The sequence below is a fragment of the Thalassospira sp. ER-Se-21-Dark genome, assembly GCF_017922435.1.
In the GTDB taxonomy this organism is placed as follows: Bacteria; Pseudomonadota; Alphaproteobacteria; order Rhodospirillales; family Thalassospiraceae; genus Thalassospira.
The window spans coordinates 781,984-799,174 of the sequence record NZ_VDEZ01000001.1 but is presented as its reverse complement, the minus strand read 5'-3'; the positions used below and the strand labels follow the sequence as shown (position 1 = coordinate 799,174).

General features: G+C 55.4%; 13 protein-coding genes. 8 read left to right on the top strand and 5 right to left on the bottom strand.

All coding sequences use genetic code 11. From position 1 onward, the window contains the following. Positions 1-5 precede the first annotated feature (5 nt). Positions 6-1,868, bottom strand: a complete 1,863-nt coding sequence (locus FHI25_RS03510; protein ID WP_246878962.1) for an ABC transporter substrate-binding protein — start codon at positions 1,866-1,868, stop codon at positions 6-8. Between the two features lie 646 nt (positions 1,869-2,514). On the opposite strand from FHI25_RS03510, the gene FHI25_RS20540 reads away from it, so the two are divergent. The 4 genes from FHI25_RS20540 (at position 2,515) to FHI25_RS03490 (ending at position 5,306) form a co-directional block, all read left to right on the top strand. Continuing rightward, positions 2,515-2,664 carry a hypothetical protein gene (locus tag FHI25_RS20540; protein WP_246878878.1) on the top strand — a complete coding sequence of 50 codons (150 nt, stop codon included), beginning with the start codon at positions 2,515-2,517 and terminating at the stop codon, positions 2,662-2,664. Positions 2,665-2,809: 145 nt separating this feature from the next. After that, positions 2,810-4,024, top strand: coding sequence for a hypothetical protein (locus tag FHI25_RS03500; protein WP_210515155.1), 1,215 nt, complete (start codon positions 2,810-2,812; stop codon positions 4,022-4,024). Between the two features lie 100 nt (positions 4,025-4,124). After that, complete coding sequence (locus FHI25_RS03495; RefSeq protein WP_064779891.1) at positions 4,125-4,484, top strand: TraR/DksA family transcriptional regulator; 360 nt, start codon at positions 4,125-4,127, stop codon at positions 4,482-4,484. An 84-nt stretch (positions 4,485-4,568) separates the two neighbouring features. Next, a complete protein-coding gene (locus FHI25_RS03490; RefSeq protein WP_210515152.1) occupies positions 4,569-5,306 on the top strand; it encodes a hypothetical protein in 738 nt (245 codons plus the stop codon). Between the two features lie 13 nt (positions 5,307-5,319). On the opposite strand, the gene FHI25_RS03485 is transcribed toward FHI25_RS03490, so the two are convergent. The 3 genes from FHI25_RS03485 to FHI25_RS03475 all read right to left on the bottom strand — a co-directional run bounded on the left by FHI25_RS03485 (position 5,320) and on the right by FHI25_RS03475 (position 8,350). Beyond that, on the bottom strand, positions 5,320-6,051 hold the full coding sequence (locus FHI25_RS03485) for a Crp/Fnr family transcriptional regulator (RefSeq protein WP_210515150.1): 732 nt from the start codon (positions 6,049-6,051) through the stop codon (positions 5,320-5,322). 165 nt (positions 6,052-6,216) lie between these two features. After that, positions 6,217-6,897 carry a response regulator transcription factor gene (locus FHI25_RS03480; RefSeq protein WP_210515147.1) on the bottom strand — a complete coding sequence of 227 codons (681 nt, stop codon included), beginning with the start codon at positions 6,895-6,897 and terminating at the stop codon, positions 6,217-6,219. Between the two features lie 49 nt (positions 6,898-6,946). Then, positions 6,947-8,350 (bottom strand): cache domain-containing protein, encoded by a 1,404-nt coding sequence (locus FHI25_RS03475; protein ID WP_210515144.1) that lies wholly within the window; start codon positions 8,348-8,350, stop codon positions 6,947-6,949. 433 nt (positions 8,351-8,783) lie between these two features. Here FHI25_RS03475 and FHI25_RS03470 point away from each other — a divergent pair, with 433 nt between their 5' ends. From FHI25_RS03470 to glcF, 4 genes are all read left to right on the top strand, one after another. Continuing rightward, positions 8,784-12,254, top strand: coding sequence for a pyruvate carboxylase (locus FHI25_RS03470; RefSeq protein WP_197146070.1), 3,471 nt, complete (start codon positions 8,784-8,786; stop codon positions 12,252-12,254). Positions 12,255-12,270: 16 nt separating this feature from the next. After that, positions 12,271-13,755 (top strand): FAD-linked oxidase C-terminal domain-containing protein, encoded by a 1,485-nt coding sequence (locus FHI25_RS03465; RefSeq protein WP_210516445.1) that lies wholly within the window; start codon positions 12,271-12,273, stop codon positions 13,753-13,755. A gap of 99 nt (positions 13,756-13,854) precedes the next feature. Next, the gene (glcE, locus tag FHI25_RS03460; protein ID WP_210515142.1) at positions 13,855-15,123 is read left to right on the top strand and encodes a glycolate oxidase subunit GlcE; all 1,269 of its coding nucleotides are present in this window, start codon (positions 13,855-13,857) and stop codon (positions 15,121-15,123) included. Next, complete coding sequence (gene glcF, locus FHI25_RS03455) at positions 15,123-16,448, top strand: glycolate oxidase subunit GlcF (protein WP_210515138.1); 1,326 nt, start codon at positions 15,123-15,125, stop codon at positions 16,446-16,448. The genes glcE and glcF overlap by 1 nt, the downstream gene beginning before the upstream one ends. Positions 16,449-16,540: 92 nt before the next feature. On the opposite strand, the gene FHI25_RS03450 is transcribed toward glcF, so the two are convergent. Beyond that, positions 16,541-16,840, bottom strand: coding sequence for a hypothetical protein (locus tag FHI25_RS03450; protein WP_008888338.1), 300 nt, complete (start codon positions 16,838-16,840; stop codon positions 16,541-16,543). Between the last annotated feature and the right edge of the window lie 351 nt (positions 16,841-17,191).

Sequence of the window (17,191 nt, the reverse complement as noted above, 5' to 3'; positions counted from 1 at the left end):
GGATTTTACTCGGGCTGAATAAAATACTGACTTGGATTGGTCGGTGCAGGTGTCGCATAACTCCAGGCGGCAGGCATGACCTTGGGAACGTTGTGGAAGTCCCGTGCTACCACGCCTTTTCTGTTTGGCGGTAATGCAATTCCCATAAGGTAAAACTGATTTGCACTGATGTCGAGAATATCGCGCATCAGTTGATTTTGTTTTTCCGCATTTGCTGTCGCTTTGAGCTGGTCATAAAGCGCAAGCTGATCCTGAACATCCTGGGGCGGGGTGATTGCATCGGGGCTTTCCGGGTTCAGGTACCAGTTGGCCCATCCGGTTGCAAACCATGACGATTCAGAAGACATCGGCAGGTAATTGATCGGAATGAGCATCGCATCAAGGCCGCCGTCACCGCCCCACGCACTGGCATTGTGTTCATTGCGTTCGCGCAAAGCGACAAACTCGTCGCGCGCAAGGTTTCGGGCCCTGACATCAATGCCAAGTTCGCGCCAATACCCCATGACCGCATCCAGCATCTGAAAGCGTTCCGCACCCTCGGTATCAATCGTGAATGAAAGCGGCTTGCCATCCGGACGCAACAGGATGCCGTCATCATTGATGGTGGTCAGTCCTGCTTTGGCAATATAGGTCCGCGCCAGTTCGACATTATATGCCATGAACTGTCGCGCCAGTACCGTGTGATATTGCGGGCTTTCCGGTCTCGGGGCCGCCTGATGGGGCAAGGCACCGGGCACAAAGCGATCAATGATTGTCTCGCGATCAATCGCATATGACAGTGCGACGCGAAAATCCTTGTTCTGGAAGATGTCGCGCAGCACCGGGTCCTTGTCATTAAGATTAAGTGACAAGGTCATGATATTCATATCGCTCTCGATCAGCGTGAAGGCCTGAAGATCCTTGTTTTGGGCCAGAACTTCGTTGGCGCGCGTGCCGATATGGCGTTCCTGCATATTGACCTTGCCCGCAATTGCCGCATCCCCGGCCGCACTTTTCGAAGGCACCAGTGTCATGGAAACCGTGTCGATATAGGGAAGTTGACGGCCGGTCGGGTCAATTTTCCAGTAATAGGGATTGCGCTTGGCGATCAGCGGATCGTCCTTGCCATATACCCCGGTAAGCACCCAGGCATTCAGGGTCGGCACATCGGGATTGTTCCAGCGCGTCGGGTCATCAATCGTACCGGGCTGCCCAAATACGTCGATAAAGCGCTCTTTCCAGCCGGAATAACCCATCTTCTGGGCGTCGGCATCGGCATTGGCATTATATTTCGGCAAAAGTGGCTTCAGAAAATGCGCCGGATAGCTTACCGGCTCAACGCCTTCGGGACGGGCAAGGGCGGTCGGGAAAAGGCCGTATGGCTTGCTGAAACGAAACGCGACGGTATAGGGATCGATCTCGTCGACTTGCACGGTATTGCCGCCCGATGTCAGCCATTCCGGCACCGCATCGGCAAAGGCCGGATTGTTCAGGATATCTTCGTACCAGAAAACGATGTCATCAGCCGTAAACGGGGTGCCATCCGACCACCGCATGCCTTGTCGCAGACGGAAAAAGAACTCGGTTGCATCGCTGCTGGGCTGGAATGACAGTGCAACATTGGGGATGGTCGAAGACCATTGCGGGGTCCAGCGCAGAAGTGGCTCATATCCAATTGTCCTGATCAGCAGGGCATGGTCACGGCTATTCCGCTGTGCCATTTTCCAGGTGCCGCCATAGGTTCCGACCCGTTCATTGGGGGTGACGATCATCGGTGCGGTCGGCAAGCGATCCTTGACTGGCGGCAGATTCCCGTCCTCAACCAGTTTGGCAAGTTCGGGTGCTTCACCAAATTCAACGGCATGCGTTTTGGCAACGCCAGTCAGCATTGTGGTCAACGCAACAATCAGGATAAGAGTATGGTGCCTCACAAAAACCTGCCCCCCCTTTTGGATTTGCGTGCTCTGGTCTAAAGTATTGCGACAACTACCCTAAAGTGGTGGTAAGTTGATCCTCCCAAACTAGATAGAGTGATCGAGTTGTGGAAGTACAAAATTTGCAATCGCGCGTTTTTTTGTATCGATTCATTGCGCGGTGAAATTGCTATATGTGAAATACGTTTCGACTTTCGAACGCATTTTCATCGGTGATCAAATGATCAAACCGTCCGCTCGATTGGGAAAAATTCAGCGTCGCACCCATCTTTTTTCTTCTTATTCTAGTTTGACCCTAGCATCCGAAACGCCCGGAAATCAAAGTTTCTTTTAAACTAATATAACGATCTGAAGTGGTTGAGAGCGCCTTGCAGGATGTGATTGGATTTGCACTCTGTCGGGGCAGCCCAATATGATGACTGTGTCACAATGCGAACCGAAAGTTGTGCCAATGACGCAATCAGATAACAGCGATAAAACAGGGAATGGACCGTCATTTTTACCCGGTCCAAAGCCTGCGGCACCGATCCCACGCTACGAATCGGGTTCGGATTCGCGTTTGCGTGAAAGATTGCGCGCAACAACGGCGGGCGTCTCGCATGTGTCTGGATCCGACGATCAGGACCGGTTCAATCTGGCCGGCATCGACGGCATGATTGATCGCAAAAAGGCCAATGTCGCCGCCAGGATCGTCGATACCGACCCCGAACAGGCATTGCGCGTGATCCGCAACTGGCTGCTGGGCAACTAGTTTCCAGCCCAACATCCAGCCGCCCCAACATCCCATGCCATCCCTCGGCTATTTGAAGCCGTTTGTCGATAATGCTTTGGATCTGCACGGGTATTTGTCATGGTTTTACATGATAAATATCTTTTGAAATATCGGGGGCAGGGGTTTGACGGATTTTAGTAAACTGATCACGGCGCAGTTCTGCGTTTTTGATCCCGACTATGTCGCGCAGCAAAATACATATGCCGCAAATCTTGCCCCGCTTCAGGATAAACTGATCGCCGCCCAGAAAACCGGCAACAGCATGGCGGCCTCCGATCAGCAGATGATCGAATGCAAATGGCTTTTGCAATACACCGCCGACTGGAAGACGCTGGATCAAAAGCTCGCTGGCTTTGCCAGTTCGCTGAACAATCCCGAACAGGCATGGGCCGAAAAACAGGTGGCAAGCGACGGTTCCTGGGGGCCGTGTTACGATCAATGGTTCCTCAAAGTCGATGCGATGATTGATGCGGTCAACACGCTGGCCGATGAAGGCAAGGCGCCTGAATACCCGCTTGCCTTTCTGGAACCGATTTCAACACCTGCCAAAATGACCGCCTGGCTCGATGGTCAAAAGACATCGCGGATTTTTGCCGATGGTCTGGATCGCCGTGATGCGCTGGGGGCCGTAACGGCAGCACTGTCACAGATGTGCTTTAAAAGCGAAATCCGCGATTATTTCAAAACCAACGTAAAGGGTTTTGATCTGACCGATGATTACATCAAAGCCTACAAATCATGGCTTGATGACTGGCAGGATGGTCAAAGTGGTTATTGGGGCGGTTGGTTCGACACCACCGATCAGGGCGTTCTTAAAAGCTGCGATCTCAGCCTGACGTTCCACAATATTTCCTATCAGCATGGCAAGGTCGATCTGTGGACGCAGATTTTCAACACCACCCTGGCGATCCGCGACAATGCGTATCCGTTCGGCTGGAAGCACAATGGTGATTTCAACAATCACAATAATTACGACGTCACCAAGATTTTCGATCTTGGCTGGACCAAGGTTGATGGTGCGACCCAAAATGCAGCATCCAAAGATATCGCCTTGGTGCTTGACTGGTGCCTGACCAAATCGATGACGCCCGATGGTGGTTTTATCGATGACCCGACCTTCTATAATTCGGTCGGGGCCGCCTATTACTATGGCGTCTCGTTCCTTGATCAGGCGGGATATTTCGCCACATCCGCCCCGTTCTGGACCGACAAACCGTTCCCGAATGGGCCGGACCTTTGCTGCAAAATCCAGAAAAAGATCAAATCCGAAGGCCTCGATGATGACGAAGCCAAGGCAGCTCTTGAAAAACTTGTCGATGCCTGCGGCAATTGCACGTGATCGGCAAAATCTTTGAATAATTTGATCTATGCATTGGCGAAAGAGGGCTCACTGCACCCATATTAATAGCCAAGAACAACAACGTATAATGAGGTTTCGGATGACGGATCGAACAGACATTGATCTTGCGAAATTGCGCACCCGGCTGGAGGAAAGACGCGCCGAGATTCTGGCACATTCAACCCACTCGGAAGACTACCGCAAGCCGGTCGAACTGGATCAGCAGGCGGTCGGTCGTCTGTCGCGGATGGATGCCCTGCAAAATCAGGAAATGCATCTTGAGCAGGAACGCCGCCGCGTGGTCGAGCTGGAGCAGATTGAAAAAACCCTCAAGCGCATGGATGACGACCAATACGGTCATTGCCACAATTGCGGTGAACCGATTGCCGCCAAGCGCCTCGAATTCGATCCGACCACACCGCTTTGCGTCGATTGCGCTGATCATGTGAGCCATGTCTGATCGTTGCGCGTAAAGGGATTATCGCAAACGCTGCGTGCGGGTGTTTCTGTGCGCAGCGTTTTCTTTAAAGCCAAGAGAAACGGTTTGCCGGCTTTCGGGCAACGCAATGATCAGATTGGCAAAGGCCGCGTCTTGTGCGCGCTTTTGGTCATTCTGGCTGCGCTGGCGTTTCTTCCCAATCTGGCCCGTGCCCAAGGTACCTGTGCGCCAATCAGCGCGCCCGAAGCCTTCCTTGAATTCAATCACATGGACCCGATGCTCGATCGGCACCGCTCGGTGCGCTGGCTCAACAGCCGTGCCGGGGGTAGTCCACGTTTTCTGGTGACGGGCCTCACCGAATATGAAGTTCAGGCATCGTTCGATATGCGTTTTGAACCGCGTCAGGTTGGCTTTGGCCGTTATTGCCTTGATCCGGTGCGGGTCAATCCCAAGGTCGATGTCGTCAAACACCTAGTCTATATCGCGTCCGAGCTTGAACGCGGCACGTGCGAATATGATGTGGTTTATGCCCACGAAGGCGAACATGTGAAGATCAATCAGGGCATGGAGGCCGACATTCGTGCGGCCCTTGATGATCTGGTCAATGATGTTGTCAGACAGGTTGGTGCCATGTTCCCGATGCCCGCGGACAATGCACAACGCGCCATGCGGCGGCTGATTTCGGAATATGGCCGGGATTTCAAAAGACGGCTGAACGATATTCGCAGGCGGAGTGCGGAAAAACACAAACGGATCGATACGCCGCGGGAATATGAAAAGCTGTCATTGGCCTGTGGGCCGAACTCGGCCTTTCAGACCGTCTTGCAAGATGCCGCAAGATAGGGTTTGTCGGGGATCAGTCGGCGTAATTGCCGTCATCTGCGGCGTCCATTCCCGCAACTTCACGCAGTCCCACAAGATCAAGCTTGAAAACATTGCGTGACTTGAATTCCAGCAGGTCATGACGTCTGAAATCGGCGATGATCCGGCTGGCCGTTTCGGTGGTAATGCCAAGCATCGCACCAATATCCTCACGTCCCGGAAGGGTACAGGTCTCGGTCACGTCATCATGCAAAAACAGGCAAAGCCGGGCGACCCGTTCACGCGCCGTGCCGGTCGACATCTGGGTCAGCCAGTTATCGGATTCCATTACCGCCTGATGCCAGCGATTAAGCACCTGCTTGTGCAAACGCGGGCTTTCATTATCAAGCTTTTCAATTACCGCAATCGGAATGCGGCACAGCTTGCTGTCCTGAAGGGCTTCGGCGTGGTGGGTGAAACATTCGCTGACCAGGGACTCAAGTCCGATGGTGCCGCCGGGTTTGACAAGGCGCACCACCCGCTGATTGCCATCCGGAAGGTAATGGACAAGTTTGATCAGGCCACTGCGCAGCGTGAAAATCGATTGCGCCTGATCACCGGCATTGTAAAGCGTATTGCGTTTGGGCAGGGTGATGTCTTCAACCGGCATATGGACAAGTTTGAAATCCTCATCCGTCAGGTTGTTGAACAGGGCAAATTTCCGCACACCACATTCGCGGCATCGCGCCAGTTCGGGTCGGAATGTGTAGCTTGTTGTATGGTTCACGCGTGTCACCCATGACAACGGGCTGATCCGGTTGTCGGTCAGTCCCGGTTACGCAGGTCTCAAGAATATAATGAGTCCAACTTTCGAGCTAATCTACCGTACCAGAATGTGAAATCATTGCATAGTCATGCATGGCCACGTCACATGCGCGGACCGTTTCTGATTTCAGCTCGCAGAATCAAGGGTAACCAGACCCTTTTCAATGGCATAGCGGACAAGACCGGCCGAACTGTCGATATCAAGTTTGCGCTTGATGTTGCGGCGGTGCGTTTCCACCGTGCGCACACTGATATCAAGTTCGCGGGCAACGTGCTTGTTGCTTGCGCCTTTGGCCAACAGGCGCAAAACCGTACGTTCGCGCGACGTCAACGGCACGCCGTCATTGTTGCTGTCTTCGCCATCGGTGATGCGATCGAATGTGGAACTATACGCCTCACCACCATTGGCGATGGTTTCAATCGCGCGCACCATGTCATTGGATGACACATCTTTCAGGATAAAGCCCTTTGCTCCGGCCTGCTGGGCGGTGCGCAGATATTCCGGGTTTTCATGCATCGACAGGATGACGACCTTGGTATCGGGCAGGGTTTCACGGAATTTCTCGGCTGCTTCCAGCCCGTTCATCACCGGCATCGAAATGTCCATCAGGACAATATCAGGATGCAGGTCACCTGCCATGGTCAATGCCTCGGCCCCGTTACCGGCCTCGCCGACAATATTGATATGCTCAAAACATTCCAGTCGCGACCGGATGCCATCCATGACAAGCGCGTGATCGTCGCAAAGCAAAATCCGCAATGGCCGATGGGTGGAATAAACTTCGTTGGCAATGGTGGCATTGGTCATGGATCAAACGAGTTCCTGTCGCGTGACTGTCGGGTTGTGCGCCATCAGATTAACCGCTGATAGCGTCATGGGGTAGGGCATTCTGGCTGTTGGCGGGAATAAATGCAGTGATTTTTGTCCCGTCGTCCGGTTCGGAGCGCACCGAAAGCCCGCCGCCATGGAATTCCATGCGTTCGCGCATGTTGCGCAGACCAATGCCCGCCCGCGGATCGCGGTTACGGATATAGCGGTTGGTTTCAAACCCGACACCGTTATCGGCAATGCGCATGATGATGCTGCTGCCTTCGCGTTTGATCGAAATTTTCACCACCGTCGCATCGGCATGGCGTTCGATATTGGTCAGCGTCTCCTGCAACACGCGATAAAGTGTTGTCTTCTTGTCGATATCAAGCTGGCCGTCGACATTGTCGCATTTCACCTCGATCAGGATGCCGGACCGGTCCTGAAGTTCAGCACACATGCTCTCAATTGCGGGTTTCAGGCCAAGGTCATCCAGCACGGCTGGGCGCAGATCGCGCGAAATCCGCCGCACTTCATGGATGGCGTCCTGCAATCTATTCGCGGCTTTTTCCATCGGCTCAATGGCGTTGTCACGATTCTGGGTGATCCGCGCAATCGCGGTTTCGACTGCATATTTGACCGAAACCAATATCTGACTGATGCCGTCATGCAGTTCACGCGATACCCGAAGGCGTTCCTGTTCCTGCACATCGACAACCCGGTGGGTCAGTTCCTTAAGCTTTGAGTCGGCAAGTTTGCGTTCGGACAATGTGACCACCGTGCCCGATATGCCGACCAGCAACACCGCAAGGATCGTCACCCCGATAATCGACATGGTGGTTTCGCGGATATGGGTGGAAACCTCGGCCTCGATCTCGGTGACCTGTTCGGCGATATCGTCGATATAAATGCCCGTGCCGATCATCCAGTCCCATTTATCCAGCATCAGGGAATAGGTGATCTTTTCGGTCGGCTCCCCGGTCGATGGCTTTTCCCAGACGTGGCGCATGAAATCGCCACCCTTTTCCGCATTGAAAATCAGGCCCTGAATGACTGTGTTGCCATTGATATCGCGCAGGTTCCAATAGGTCCGGCCAAGGCGCCAGGGTTGCGGCGGATCGACAAGGGCGGTGCCATCGCGGTCATAGATAAAGAAGTATCCATCCTCGCCATAAGACAGATCTTCGATGATCGCTTTCACACGTTCTTTTGACACCGCATCCAGCGGGCTTGCCACAGAATAGATGTGGTCGATCGATTTCATCGCCAGTTCAAGATAGCTTTTCAGCTCGTCCTTTCTGGCCTGAAGGATGTTGCGTTCAAAGGTCCTGATCTCGGCCTCGGCCAGGCGTTCGGCCTGGGCAAACACCAGCCAGGAGATCGCAGACGCCGCCAGAACCAGCGGCAGGATCGAGAGCAGCAAAAACTTTAGTCGAAGATTGAGCTTCGGCATGGGCGTAACCGTTTCGGGAATTTCCGTTTTTCTGATCGCGGACAATAGCATATCCGCGCCAAAAGTCGCTGAAAGATCGCGGTTTTCCCATCGCCCTGATTGAGAAAGCCGGGCTGACCTGTTCCGCATGGTGAAAAGAAACTGGTCGGGATTTCCAATAATTGGTAATACCAATTTACGAGATCATGCTTTGACAGGGAGAGGGCAATGCGCATATACCAGAACCGTCGCCTGCCCACCGGGCGCCAAAAGCTCTGGATGCATTGCACAAGATCTCAGCGTGCTGGCATCCCGTATCGCCACAATGGATATGGCGTTGCAGGCATCCCGCACCGCAACGCATTCCGGGACCATATCGTGGCGTTTCACTTGGTTTTGGCAGGCGCGCACAGGCACGTTCCTGCCAGGAAATTGTGGTAGGAGCCCGGTGTCCATGACGCGTTCAGCACCAAAGCGTATCCGTAAACTTCTGGTCGCCAACCGTGGCGAGATTGCGATTCGTGTTCTGCGAGCCGCCAACGAACTTGGCATTCGCACAGTTGCGATCTTCTCTGACGAGGACCGCTTCGCCCTTCACCGTTTCAAGGCGGATGAAAGCTACACGGTGGGGAAGGGCAACAAGCCCATTCGCGCCTATCTTGATATCGAAGATATCCTGCGTGTCGCACGCGATGCCGATGTCGATGCGATCCATCCCGGTTATGGTTTCCTGTCGGAAAATCCCGAATTCGCCGATGCCTGTGCCGAGGCCGGCATTCAGTTCATCGGCCCGGATTCAGAAGTCATGCGCACCCTTGGCAACAAGGTTTCTGCGCGTAATCTGGCCGAAAGCGCCGGTGTGCCGGTCATGCCCGCTTCAAGCGCGCTTCCCGAAGACATGGCGGAAGTCACCCGCATCGCCGAGAAAATCGGCTATCCCCTGATGCTCAAAGCCAGCTGGGGCGGCGGTGGCCGTGGCATGCGGGTTATCGAAAATGGCAAGGATTTGTCTGGTCAGGTGCTGGCCGCTAGGCGCGAGGCCGAGGCCGCCTTTGGCAATGGCGAGGTTTACTTTGAAAAACTGATCCGTCGCGCCCGCCATGTCGAGGTCCAGCTGCTTGGCGATAATCACGGCACCCTTGTGCATCTTTATGAACGTGACTGTTCGGTGCAGCGCCGCAACCAGAAGGTGGTCGAACGCGCACCCGCACCCTATCTTGATGACGATCAGCGTGCCGAGATTTGTGACGCCGCGATCCGCCTGGGCAAGGCCGCCAATTACGTCAATGCCGGCACGGTCGAGTTCCTCATGGATGTCGATACATCCAAGTTCTACTTCATCGAGGTCAACCCGCGCATTCAGGTCGAACACACCGTCACCGAATGCGTCACCGGCTTTGATCTGGTCAAGGCGCAAATCCTGATCGCCCAGGGTGGCCGCATCGGTTTCCCGTCCGAAACCGGTATCCCCTGGCAGGATAAAATCAAGCTGCGCGATCACGCGCTTCAGTGCCGTATCACCACCGAAAACCCGGAAAACAACTTTGTCCCCGATTACGGGATCATCAAGGTGTATCGCGGGGCCAACGGCTTTGGCATTCGTCTGGATGGCGGCACGGCCTATTCCGGGGCGGTGATCACACCGTTCTATGACAGCATGCTGGAAAAGGTCACCGCATGGGGCAGCACCCCGCGCGAAGCGGTGGATCGTATGGACCGCGCACTTCGCGAATTCCGTATTCGCGGTGTTGCCACCAACCTGGCCTTCCTTGAAAACCTGATCAATCACCCGAAATTCCGGGCCGGTGAATACACCACGCGGTTTATTGACGAAACGCCCGATCTGTTCAAGTTCGTGCGCCGGCGCGACCGCGCCACCCGCCTGCTGCGCTTCATCGGCGAGGTTGCGGTCAATGGCAACCCCGAAGTCGAAGGCCGCGTGGTGCCGACCAATCTGCATGACCCGGTGATGCCGAAATCCATCGACCTTGGCGAAATCCGCCCGGGGACCAAGCAAAAGCTTGATCAGTTGGGGCCAGAGGGTTTCTCGCGCTGGATGAAGGATCAGGAACGCGTCCTGATGACCGACACCACCATGCGTGATGCCCACCAGTCGCTTCTGGCCACCCGCATGCGCACCTATGACATGCTCGAAATCGCACCTTATTACGCGCATGGGCTGCCGGAACTGTTTTCCATCGAATGCTGGGGCGGGGCGACGTTTGACGTTGCCATGCGCTTCCTGAAAGAAGACCCGTGGGATCGTCTGGTCAAGCTGCGCGAACGCGTGCCTAATATCCTGACCCAGATGCTTTTGCGGGCCTCGAACGCGGTGGGCTATACCAACTATCCCGATAACGCGGTCGATTACTTCGTCAAGCAGGCGGCCGAACACGGCATGGATGTCTTCCGCGTGTTTGATAGCCTCAACTGGGTTGAAAACATGAAGGTCGCGATGGAATCGGTGCTTAAAACCGATAAACTTTGCGAAGCGACCATCTGTTACACTGGCGATATCTATGACAAGGACCGCCCGAAATATAACCTTGATTACTATGTGAATATGGCCCGCGAACTTGAGTCTGCGGGGGCGCATATTCTCGGTCTCAAGGATATGGCGGGTGTGCTGCGTCCGGCCGCTGCGACCGAGCTGATCACAGCGCTCAAGGACACCGTCAATATCCCGATCCACTTCCATACCCACGACACCAGTGGTATCTCGGCCGCCACCGTGATTGCCGCCATCGATGCCGGTGTTGATGCGGTCGATGCAGCGATGGATTCGATGTCGGGTCTGACGTCCCAGCCAAACCTGGGTTCGATTGCCAACAACTATATCGGTCAGCCACGTGATCCGGGCCTCAAGACCGAGGCGCTCAAGGAAATCTCGACCTATTGGGAACAGATCCGTCGCTATTACGCAGGCTTTGAAAGCGATATCCGAAGCGGCACCTCGGACGTCTATGTCCACGAAATGCCGGGCGGCCAGTACACCAACCTGCGCCAGCAGGCCCGTGCACTCGGGATCGAGGATCGCTGGCCCGAAGTGTCCAAGGCCTATGCCGCGGTCAACAAGATGTTTGGCGATGTCGTCAAGGTGACGCCAAGCTCCAAGGTTGTCGGCGATATGGCGCTCATGATGGTGACATCCGGTTTGTCTGAGGAAGACGTTCTTGATCCTAAAAAGGACATTACCTTCCCCGACAGCGTCATTTCCTTCTTCCGCGGTGAAATTGGTCAGCCGGTCGGTGGCTTCCCACCCGCCCTGCAACGCAAGGTGCTTAAGGGGGCCGAGGCGCTAACAGACCGTCCGGGCAAATCATTGCCGCCGATCGATTTCGAAGCGACCCGCAAGGAGATCGAAAAGAAAACCCATCGCAGCAATATCACCGATGCAGAGGTTGCATCTTATGTGATGTATCCCAAGGTGTTCCTTGATTACGCCGAACACCGCAGCCACAACGCCGATGTTTCGGTTCTGCCCACCCCGGTCTTCTTCTACGGGATGAACCAGAACGATGAAATCTCGGTCGATCTTGAAAAGGGCAAAACCCTTGTCATCCGCTATCTGACCACGTCCGAAGCCGGTGACGAGGAGGGCAACCGCACTGTGTTCTTTGAACTGAACGGTCAGCCCCGCACCGTCAAGGTCGCCGACAAGACACTGGCAGGCACAGGCAAGACAAAACCAAAGGCCGAAGATGGCAACAAGCTGCATGTCGCAGCCCCGATGCCGGGTCTGGTGGTCGAAGTCCACGTGTCCGAAGGCCAGAAGATCAAGTCGGGTGATGTGATGTGCTCGCTCGAAGCCATGAAAATGGAAACCGCGGTTCACGCCGAAAAGGATGGAACCGTGGCCAAAATCCACGCCCCGGCCGGGACACAGGTCGAAGCCAAGGACCTGCTGGTCGAATTAACGGAGTAACCCACCGATGCTTAGGATGCCTGAGCCTGATCAACACACACTTGCACGTCGCAAGGACATTATCGCCGCCATGCGCGATATCATCCCGTCACCGGGCGGGGTTATTGTCGATGATGATCAGCTCAGGCCCTATGAATGCGATGGGTTGATGGCCTATCGGCAATTGCCGATGATTGTGGTCCTGCCGGAAAATACCGCCCAGGTCGCAGCCATCCTGAAATATTGTCATACCAATAAAATCCGTGTCGTTCCGCGTGGTGCCGGTACCGGTTTGTCCGGTGGCGCACTTCCGATGGCCGATGCGATTACGATTAGTATGATGAAATTCAATCGCGTGCTTGATATCGATTGGGACAACCGGGCCGCCGTCGTGCAGCCCGGTGTCACCAACCTTGGCATCACGCGCGCGGTCGAACATAAGGGGTTCTATTACGCCCCCGATCCCTCCAGCCAGATCGCCTGTTCGATTGGCGGCAACATCGCCGAAAATTCCGGCGGGGTGCATTGCCTGAAATACGGGCTTACCACCAACAATGTGTTGGGGGTTGAAATGGTCACCATCGAAGGTGAAATCCTGCGCGTCGGTGGTAAGGGCCTTGATCAGGCGGGCTATGATTTGCTTGGCATCATCACCGGGTCGGAAGGCCTTCTGGGGATTGTGACCGAGGTGACGGTTCGGATCCTGCGCAAACCCGAAACGGCGCGTGCGCTGTTGCTGGGCTTTAATTCATCCGAAGAAGGCGGCAGTTGCGTTGCGGCAATCATTGCCGCCGGGATCATTCCGGGCGGTCTTGAAATGATGGATGCCCCGGCGATCAAGGCGACCGAGGAATTCGTTCAGGCGGGTTATCCACTGGATGTCGAAGCCCTTCTTCTGGTCGAACTTGATGGCCCGCAGGTCGAAGTCGATTACCTGATCGACCGGGTTGGCAAAATCGCCAAGGATTGCGGGGCGGTCTATTCCCGCATTTCTGAAAACGAGGAAGAACGCCTGCTGTTCTGGTCAGGCCGCAAAAACGCCTTCCCGGCGATTGGCCGTATTTCACCCGATTATATGTGCATGGATGGCACCATCCCGCGCGGCCGCCTGTCCGAGGTGCTGACCGGCATGCAGGACCTGTCAAAAAAACACGGGCTGGGCGTTGCCAACGTCTTCCATGCCGGTGATGGCAATTTGCATCCGCTGATCATGTTTGATGCCAACAAGGCGGGCGACCTTGAAAAGGCCGAGGCGTTCGGCGCCGACATCCTGAAACTGTGTGTCGCGGTTGGCGGGGTGCTGTCGGGTGAACACGGCATCGGTGTCGAAAAGCGCGACCTGATGGGCGAGATGTTCTCGATCGATGACATGAAGCATCAGGAACGCATCAAGATGGCCTTTGACGAGGACCAGTTGCTCAACCCCGGCAAGGTATTCCCGACCTTGCATGGCTGTGGGGAACTCAAAACCCTGCATGCCAAGGCGGTGGCCGACAAGTTCCCGGATATCCCGCGCTTCTAGACGCGCCAAACAACAACACAGAAGCTACAAAAACAAAGGCCGTCTGATCAGCTCCCGCAAATCTGATCAGACCGGCTCAGGAGAGGAAAAGAGAGAGTTATGGTGGACGTACTTTCCCCCACCACGCCGGACCAGCTGCGTGATGCGGTTGGTTGGGCGCTTGGATCACAGACCCCGCTTGAAATCATCGGATCGGGCAGCAAGCGCGCCTTTGGCCATTCGGTTCGAACCAACGCCGTGCTTGATTGCTCCAAATTGTCGGGCATCTTGTTTTATCAGCCCGAAGAACTGGTGATATCGGCCCGTGCGGGCACGCCATTGGCCGACATCAAGGCCGCTCTGGCGGAAAAAAATCAGCAATTCCATTTTGAGCCCGGAAATTTCCCGGCCTTGCTGGATGGCCACGCCGTGTCGGATGCCGGAACCATTGGCGGGCTTGTCGCGTGCAATCTTGCCGGGCCGCGCCGGATCAAGGTCGGTGCGGCACGCGATCATCTTCTGGGGTTCGAGGCCGTTTCTGGCCGGGCAGAGGATTTTAAATCCGGTGGCCGCGTGATGAAAAACGTCACCGGCTTTGATCTGTCAAAACTGATGGCGGGCTCCTTTGGTACGCTGGGCGTCATGCATACCGTAACGCTTAAGGTCATGCCCAATGACGAAACATCCGCCACCGTGATTGTCGCCTGCAGTGACCCGCGTGCGGCGGGAAAGGCGATGACCATTGCCATGGGCAGTGAAAACGAAGTCTCCGCCGCCGCCTGGATCGCGCCCGAAGACGCGCCGCACCTTGATGTGCCACTGGCCGGGGAATATGGCAGTGGCCTTGTGGCGCTTCGTGTCGAAGGACCGCATCCCTCTGTTGCATGGCGGGCCGATGCCCTGTGCCGGGCGCTTGCCGGGTTTGGCGAATGCCACGAAGTCCCGGAAAGTCACAGCCACAGCATCTGGAAGGTTGTTGCCAATGTCGCGCCGTTCGTGGCATCGGAAAACAGTGGCAGTGTTCTGTGGCGGGTATCGGTGCCCCCGGCAAGCGGTGGCGATATCTGTGCCCAACTGATCGAAAAAACCGGCGGTCGGGCGATGATGGATTGGGCCGGTGGCCTGATCTGGTTGCAGATCGCCGCATCTGACGCGGCGAATGTGCCCGATGCAATGGCGGGCACGATCCGCGATATCGTCGCCAATGTCGGCGGGCAGGCCAATCTGGTGCGCGCATCCGATGAAATCCGTCAAGCCACCCCGGTCTTCCATCCCGAAGACCCGGCACTTGCCCGGATCAATGCCCGGATCAAGGAAAACCTCGATCCCAAGGGTATTCTCAATCCGGGGCGGATTGCGCCAGTGTCACAGAACGGGGAGGGCGCGTAATGCAAACCAACTTCACCGCTGCCCAACTTGAAAACCCGGCGATTGCCGAAAGCGAACAGATCCTGCGCAAATGCGTGCATTGCGGTTTCTGTACCGCGACCTGTCCGACATTCGTCACCCTCGGTGATGAACTCGACAGCCCGCGTGGCCGCATTTACCTGATCAAGGACATGCTGGAAAATGACAAACCGGCAACTGAAAAGGTGGTCAAACACCTTGATCGCTGCCTGTCATGTCTTTCCTGTACAACCACATGTCCGTCCGGTGTTGATTACATGCACCTGATCGACAATGCGCGCGCCCATATCGAACAAAATTATGAACGCCCGTTGGGGGATCGCTTGCTGCGCAAGTTGCTGTCGATTGTTGTGCCCAATCCAACCCTGTTTCGGCTGTCATTGATCGGCGCAAAATTCGCCGCCCCCTTTGCGCGTCTGATGCCCGGTCGGCTCAAGGGCATGGTCAAGATGGGCGCACGCCCCATGCATCCGCCAAGCTGGGTTGATAAACCCCAGGTGATCCCGGCAGTTGGCCAACGCAAAGGCCGGGTTGCCATCCTGATCGGCTGTGCCCAGCAGGTGCTTGAAACCGAAATCAACGAATCGACGGTTCGTCTACTCACCCGGCTCGGGATCGAGGTGGTTGTTGCCAAGGGTGCGGGCTGTTGCGGATCGCTTGTTCATCATATGGGCAAGGAAGAACAATCCCACACACAGGCCAAGGCCAACATCGATGCCTGGACGGCCGAGGCTGCGGGCGAAGGCCTTGATGCCATCGTGATTACCGCATCGGGCTGTGGCACCACGATCAAGGATTACGGCCATATGCTGCGCCATGATCCGGCCTATGCCGATAAGGCGGCGACGGTGTCCGGTCTTGCCAAGGACATTACCGAATATCTCGCAAACCTTGATATTGATGCCGCCGTGTTTGCCGGTGCCAATCACGGGAATCCCCGTGTCGCCTATCATTCAGCCTGCTCGATGCAGCACGGCCAAAAGATCACCCGACCACCCCGTGATCTCCTCAAACAGGCCGGGTATGAAGTCGCTGAAATCGCCGAAGGCCATCTGTGCTGTGGCTCTGCCGGGGTCTATAACCTGTTGCAGCCTGAAATTGCTGGCCAGCTTCAGGAACGCAAACGCGGCAATATCCGCGCGACCCAGCCTGATCTGGTGGCGACGGGGAATATCGGCTGCATGGTCCAGATCGAAACCGACGATCTCAAAGTTCTGCACACGGTGCAGCTCCTTGATTGGGCCGCCGGTGGACCGGTGCCGGAAAAACTGCGCGACCGGATGACGGCGACCGAACTGGCAGGCTAGGTTTTCTCAAACCCGCATCAGAAAACAAAAAGGACGGCAGGGAATAACCTCTGCCGTCCTTTTGATTTCGTAAGTCCGTGCGACTGGGCGCCTTACTCTTCCTTGCCAAGCAGGCTTTTTGTAATGCCTTCGGCGGCAGAGCTTTCGCTGCTGTCTTCGGCATAGGCCGCTGTCTTGTCACGAATCCACTTGATTGCTTCGGCTTCGTCAACCTCGACCTTCTGGGCCACCAGTGACAGAACTGCCTCGATCGCCAGAACGTGCGATGCGACGTTATTGACCGCAACATGCAGATCATCAATATGGCGCGACGCAGCCTCTGACATATCTCCAAGTTCGCCAGACAGCTTCTGAATCAGTTCCTGAATTTCGTCGAGTGCAGCGTTGCTCATCAAGTGCTCCTGTTATGGCCGCGTACTTACGCGCAGCATTTTTTGATCCCTTGGGGTCCAAACTCATTCACATAATCGTCCCGGTCCCCCGGATTTGTGCGGATATGCGGGGCAAAACCACAGGAAGATCTATATCTTTCAAGGTTTTGCGACAAAGTAGCCCGTGCAAATCCGGGTGATCCAAAGGACAATTGATATGAGAGAAAGCCTCTGCGTCAAACCCCTTGACCGGAGAATACTCGGCTCTGCTGGCTTTTCCTTGCCATTTCTCTCATATCAATTGCCGGGCCGGACATGTGAATGAGTTTGGACCCCAAGCACAACAGTTGCGTGTAAATGGGGTCATGTAAA

Bases quoted from the DNA above. Each gene is read 5' to 3' on its own strand.
- FHI25_RS03510 (WP_246878962.1), bottom strand. From the start codon at position 1,868: ATGCTGACTGGCGTTGCCAAAACGCATGCCGTTGAATTTGGTGAAGCA.
- FHI25_RS03495 (WP_064779891.1), top strand. From the start codon at position 4,125: ATGACGGATCGAACAGACATTGATCTTGCGAAATTGCGCACCCGGCTG.
- FHI25_RS03480 (WP_210515147.1), bottom strand. From the start codon at position 6,897: ATGACCAATGCCACCATTGCCAACGAAGTTTATTCCACCCATCGGCCA.
- FHI25_RS03475 (WP_210515144.1), bottom strand. From the start codon at position 8,350: ATGCCGAAGCTCAATCTTCGACTAAAGTTTTTGCTGCTCTCGATCCTG.
- FHI25_RS03470 (WP_197146070.1), top strand. From the start codon at position 8,784: ATGACGCGTTCAGCACCAAAGCGTATCCGTAAACTTCTGGTCGCCAAC.
- FHI25_RS03465 (WP_210516445.1), top strand. From the start codon at position 12,271: ATGCCTGAGCCTGATCAACACACACTTGCACGTCGCAAGGACATTATC.
- glcE (WP_210515142.1), top strand. From the start codon at position 13,855: ATGGTGGACGTACTTTCCCCCACCACGCCGGACCAGCTGCGTGATGCG.
- glcF (WP_210515138.1), top strand. From the start codon at position 15,123: ATGCAAACCAACTTCACCGCTGCCCAACTTGAAAACCCGGCGATTGCC.
- FHI25_RS03450 (WP_008888338.1), bottom strand. From the start codon at position 16,840: ATGAGCAACGCTGCACTCGACGAAATTCAGGAACTGATTCAGAAGCTG.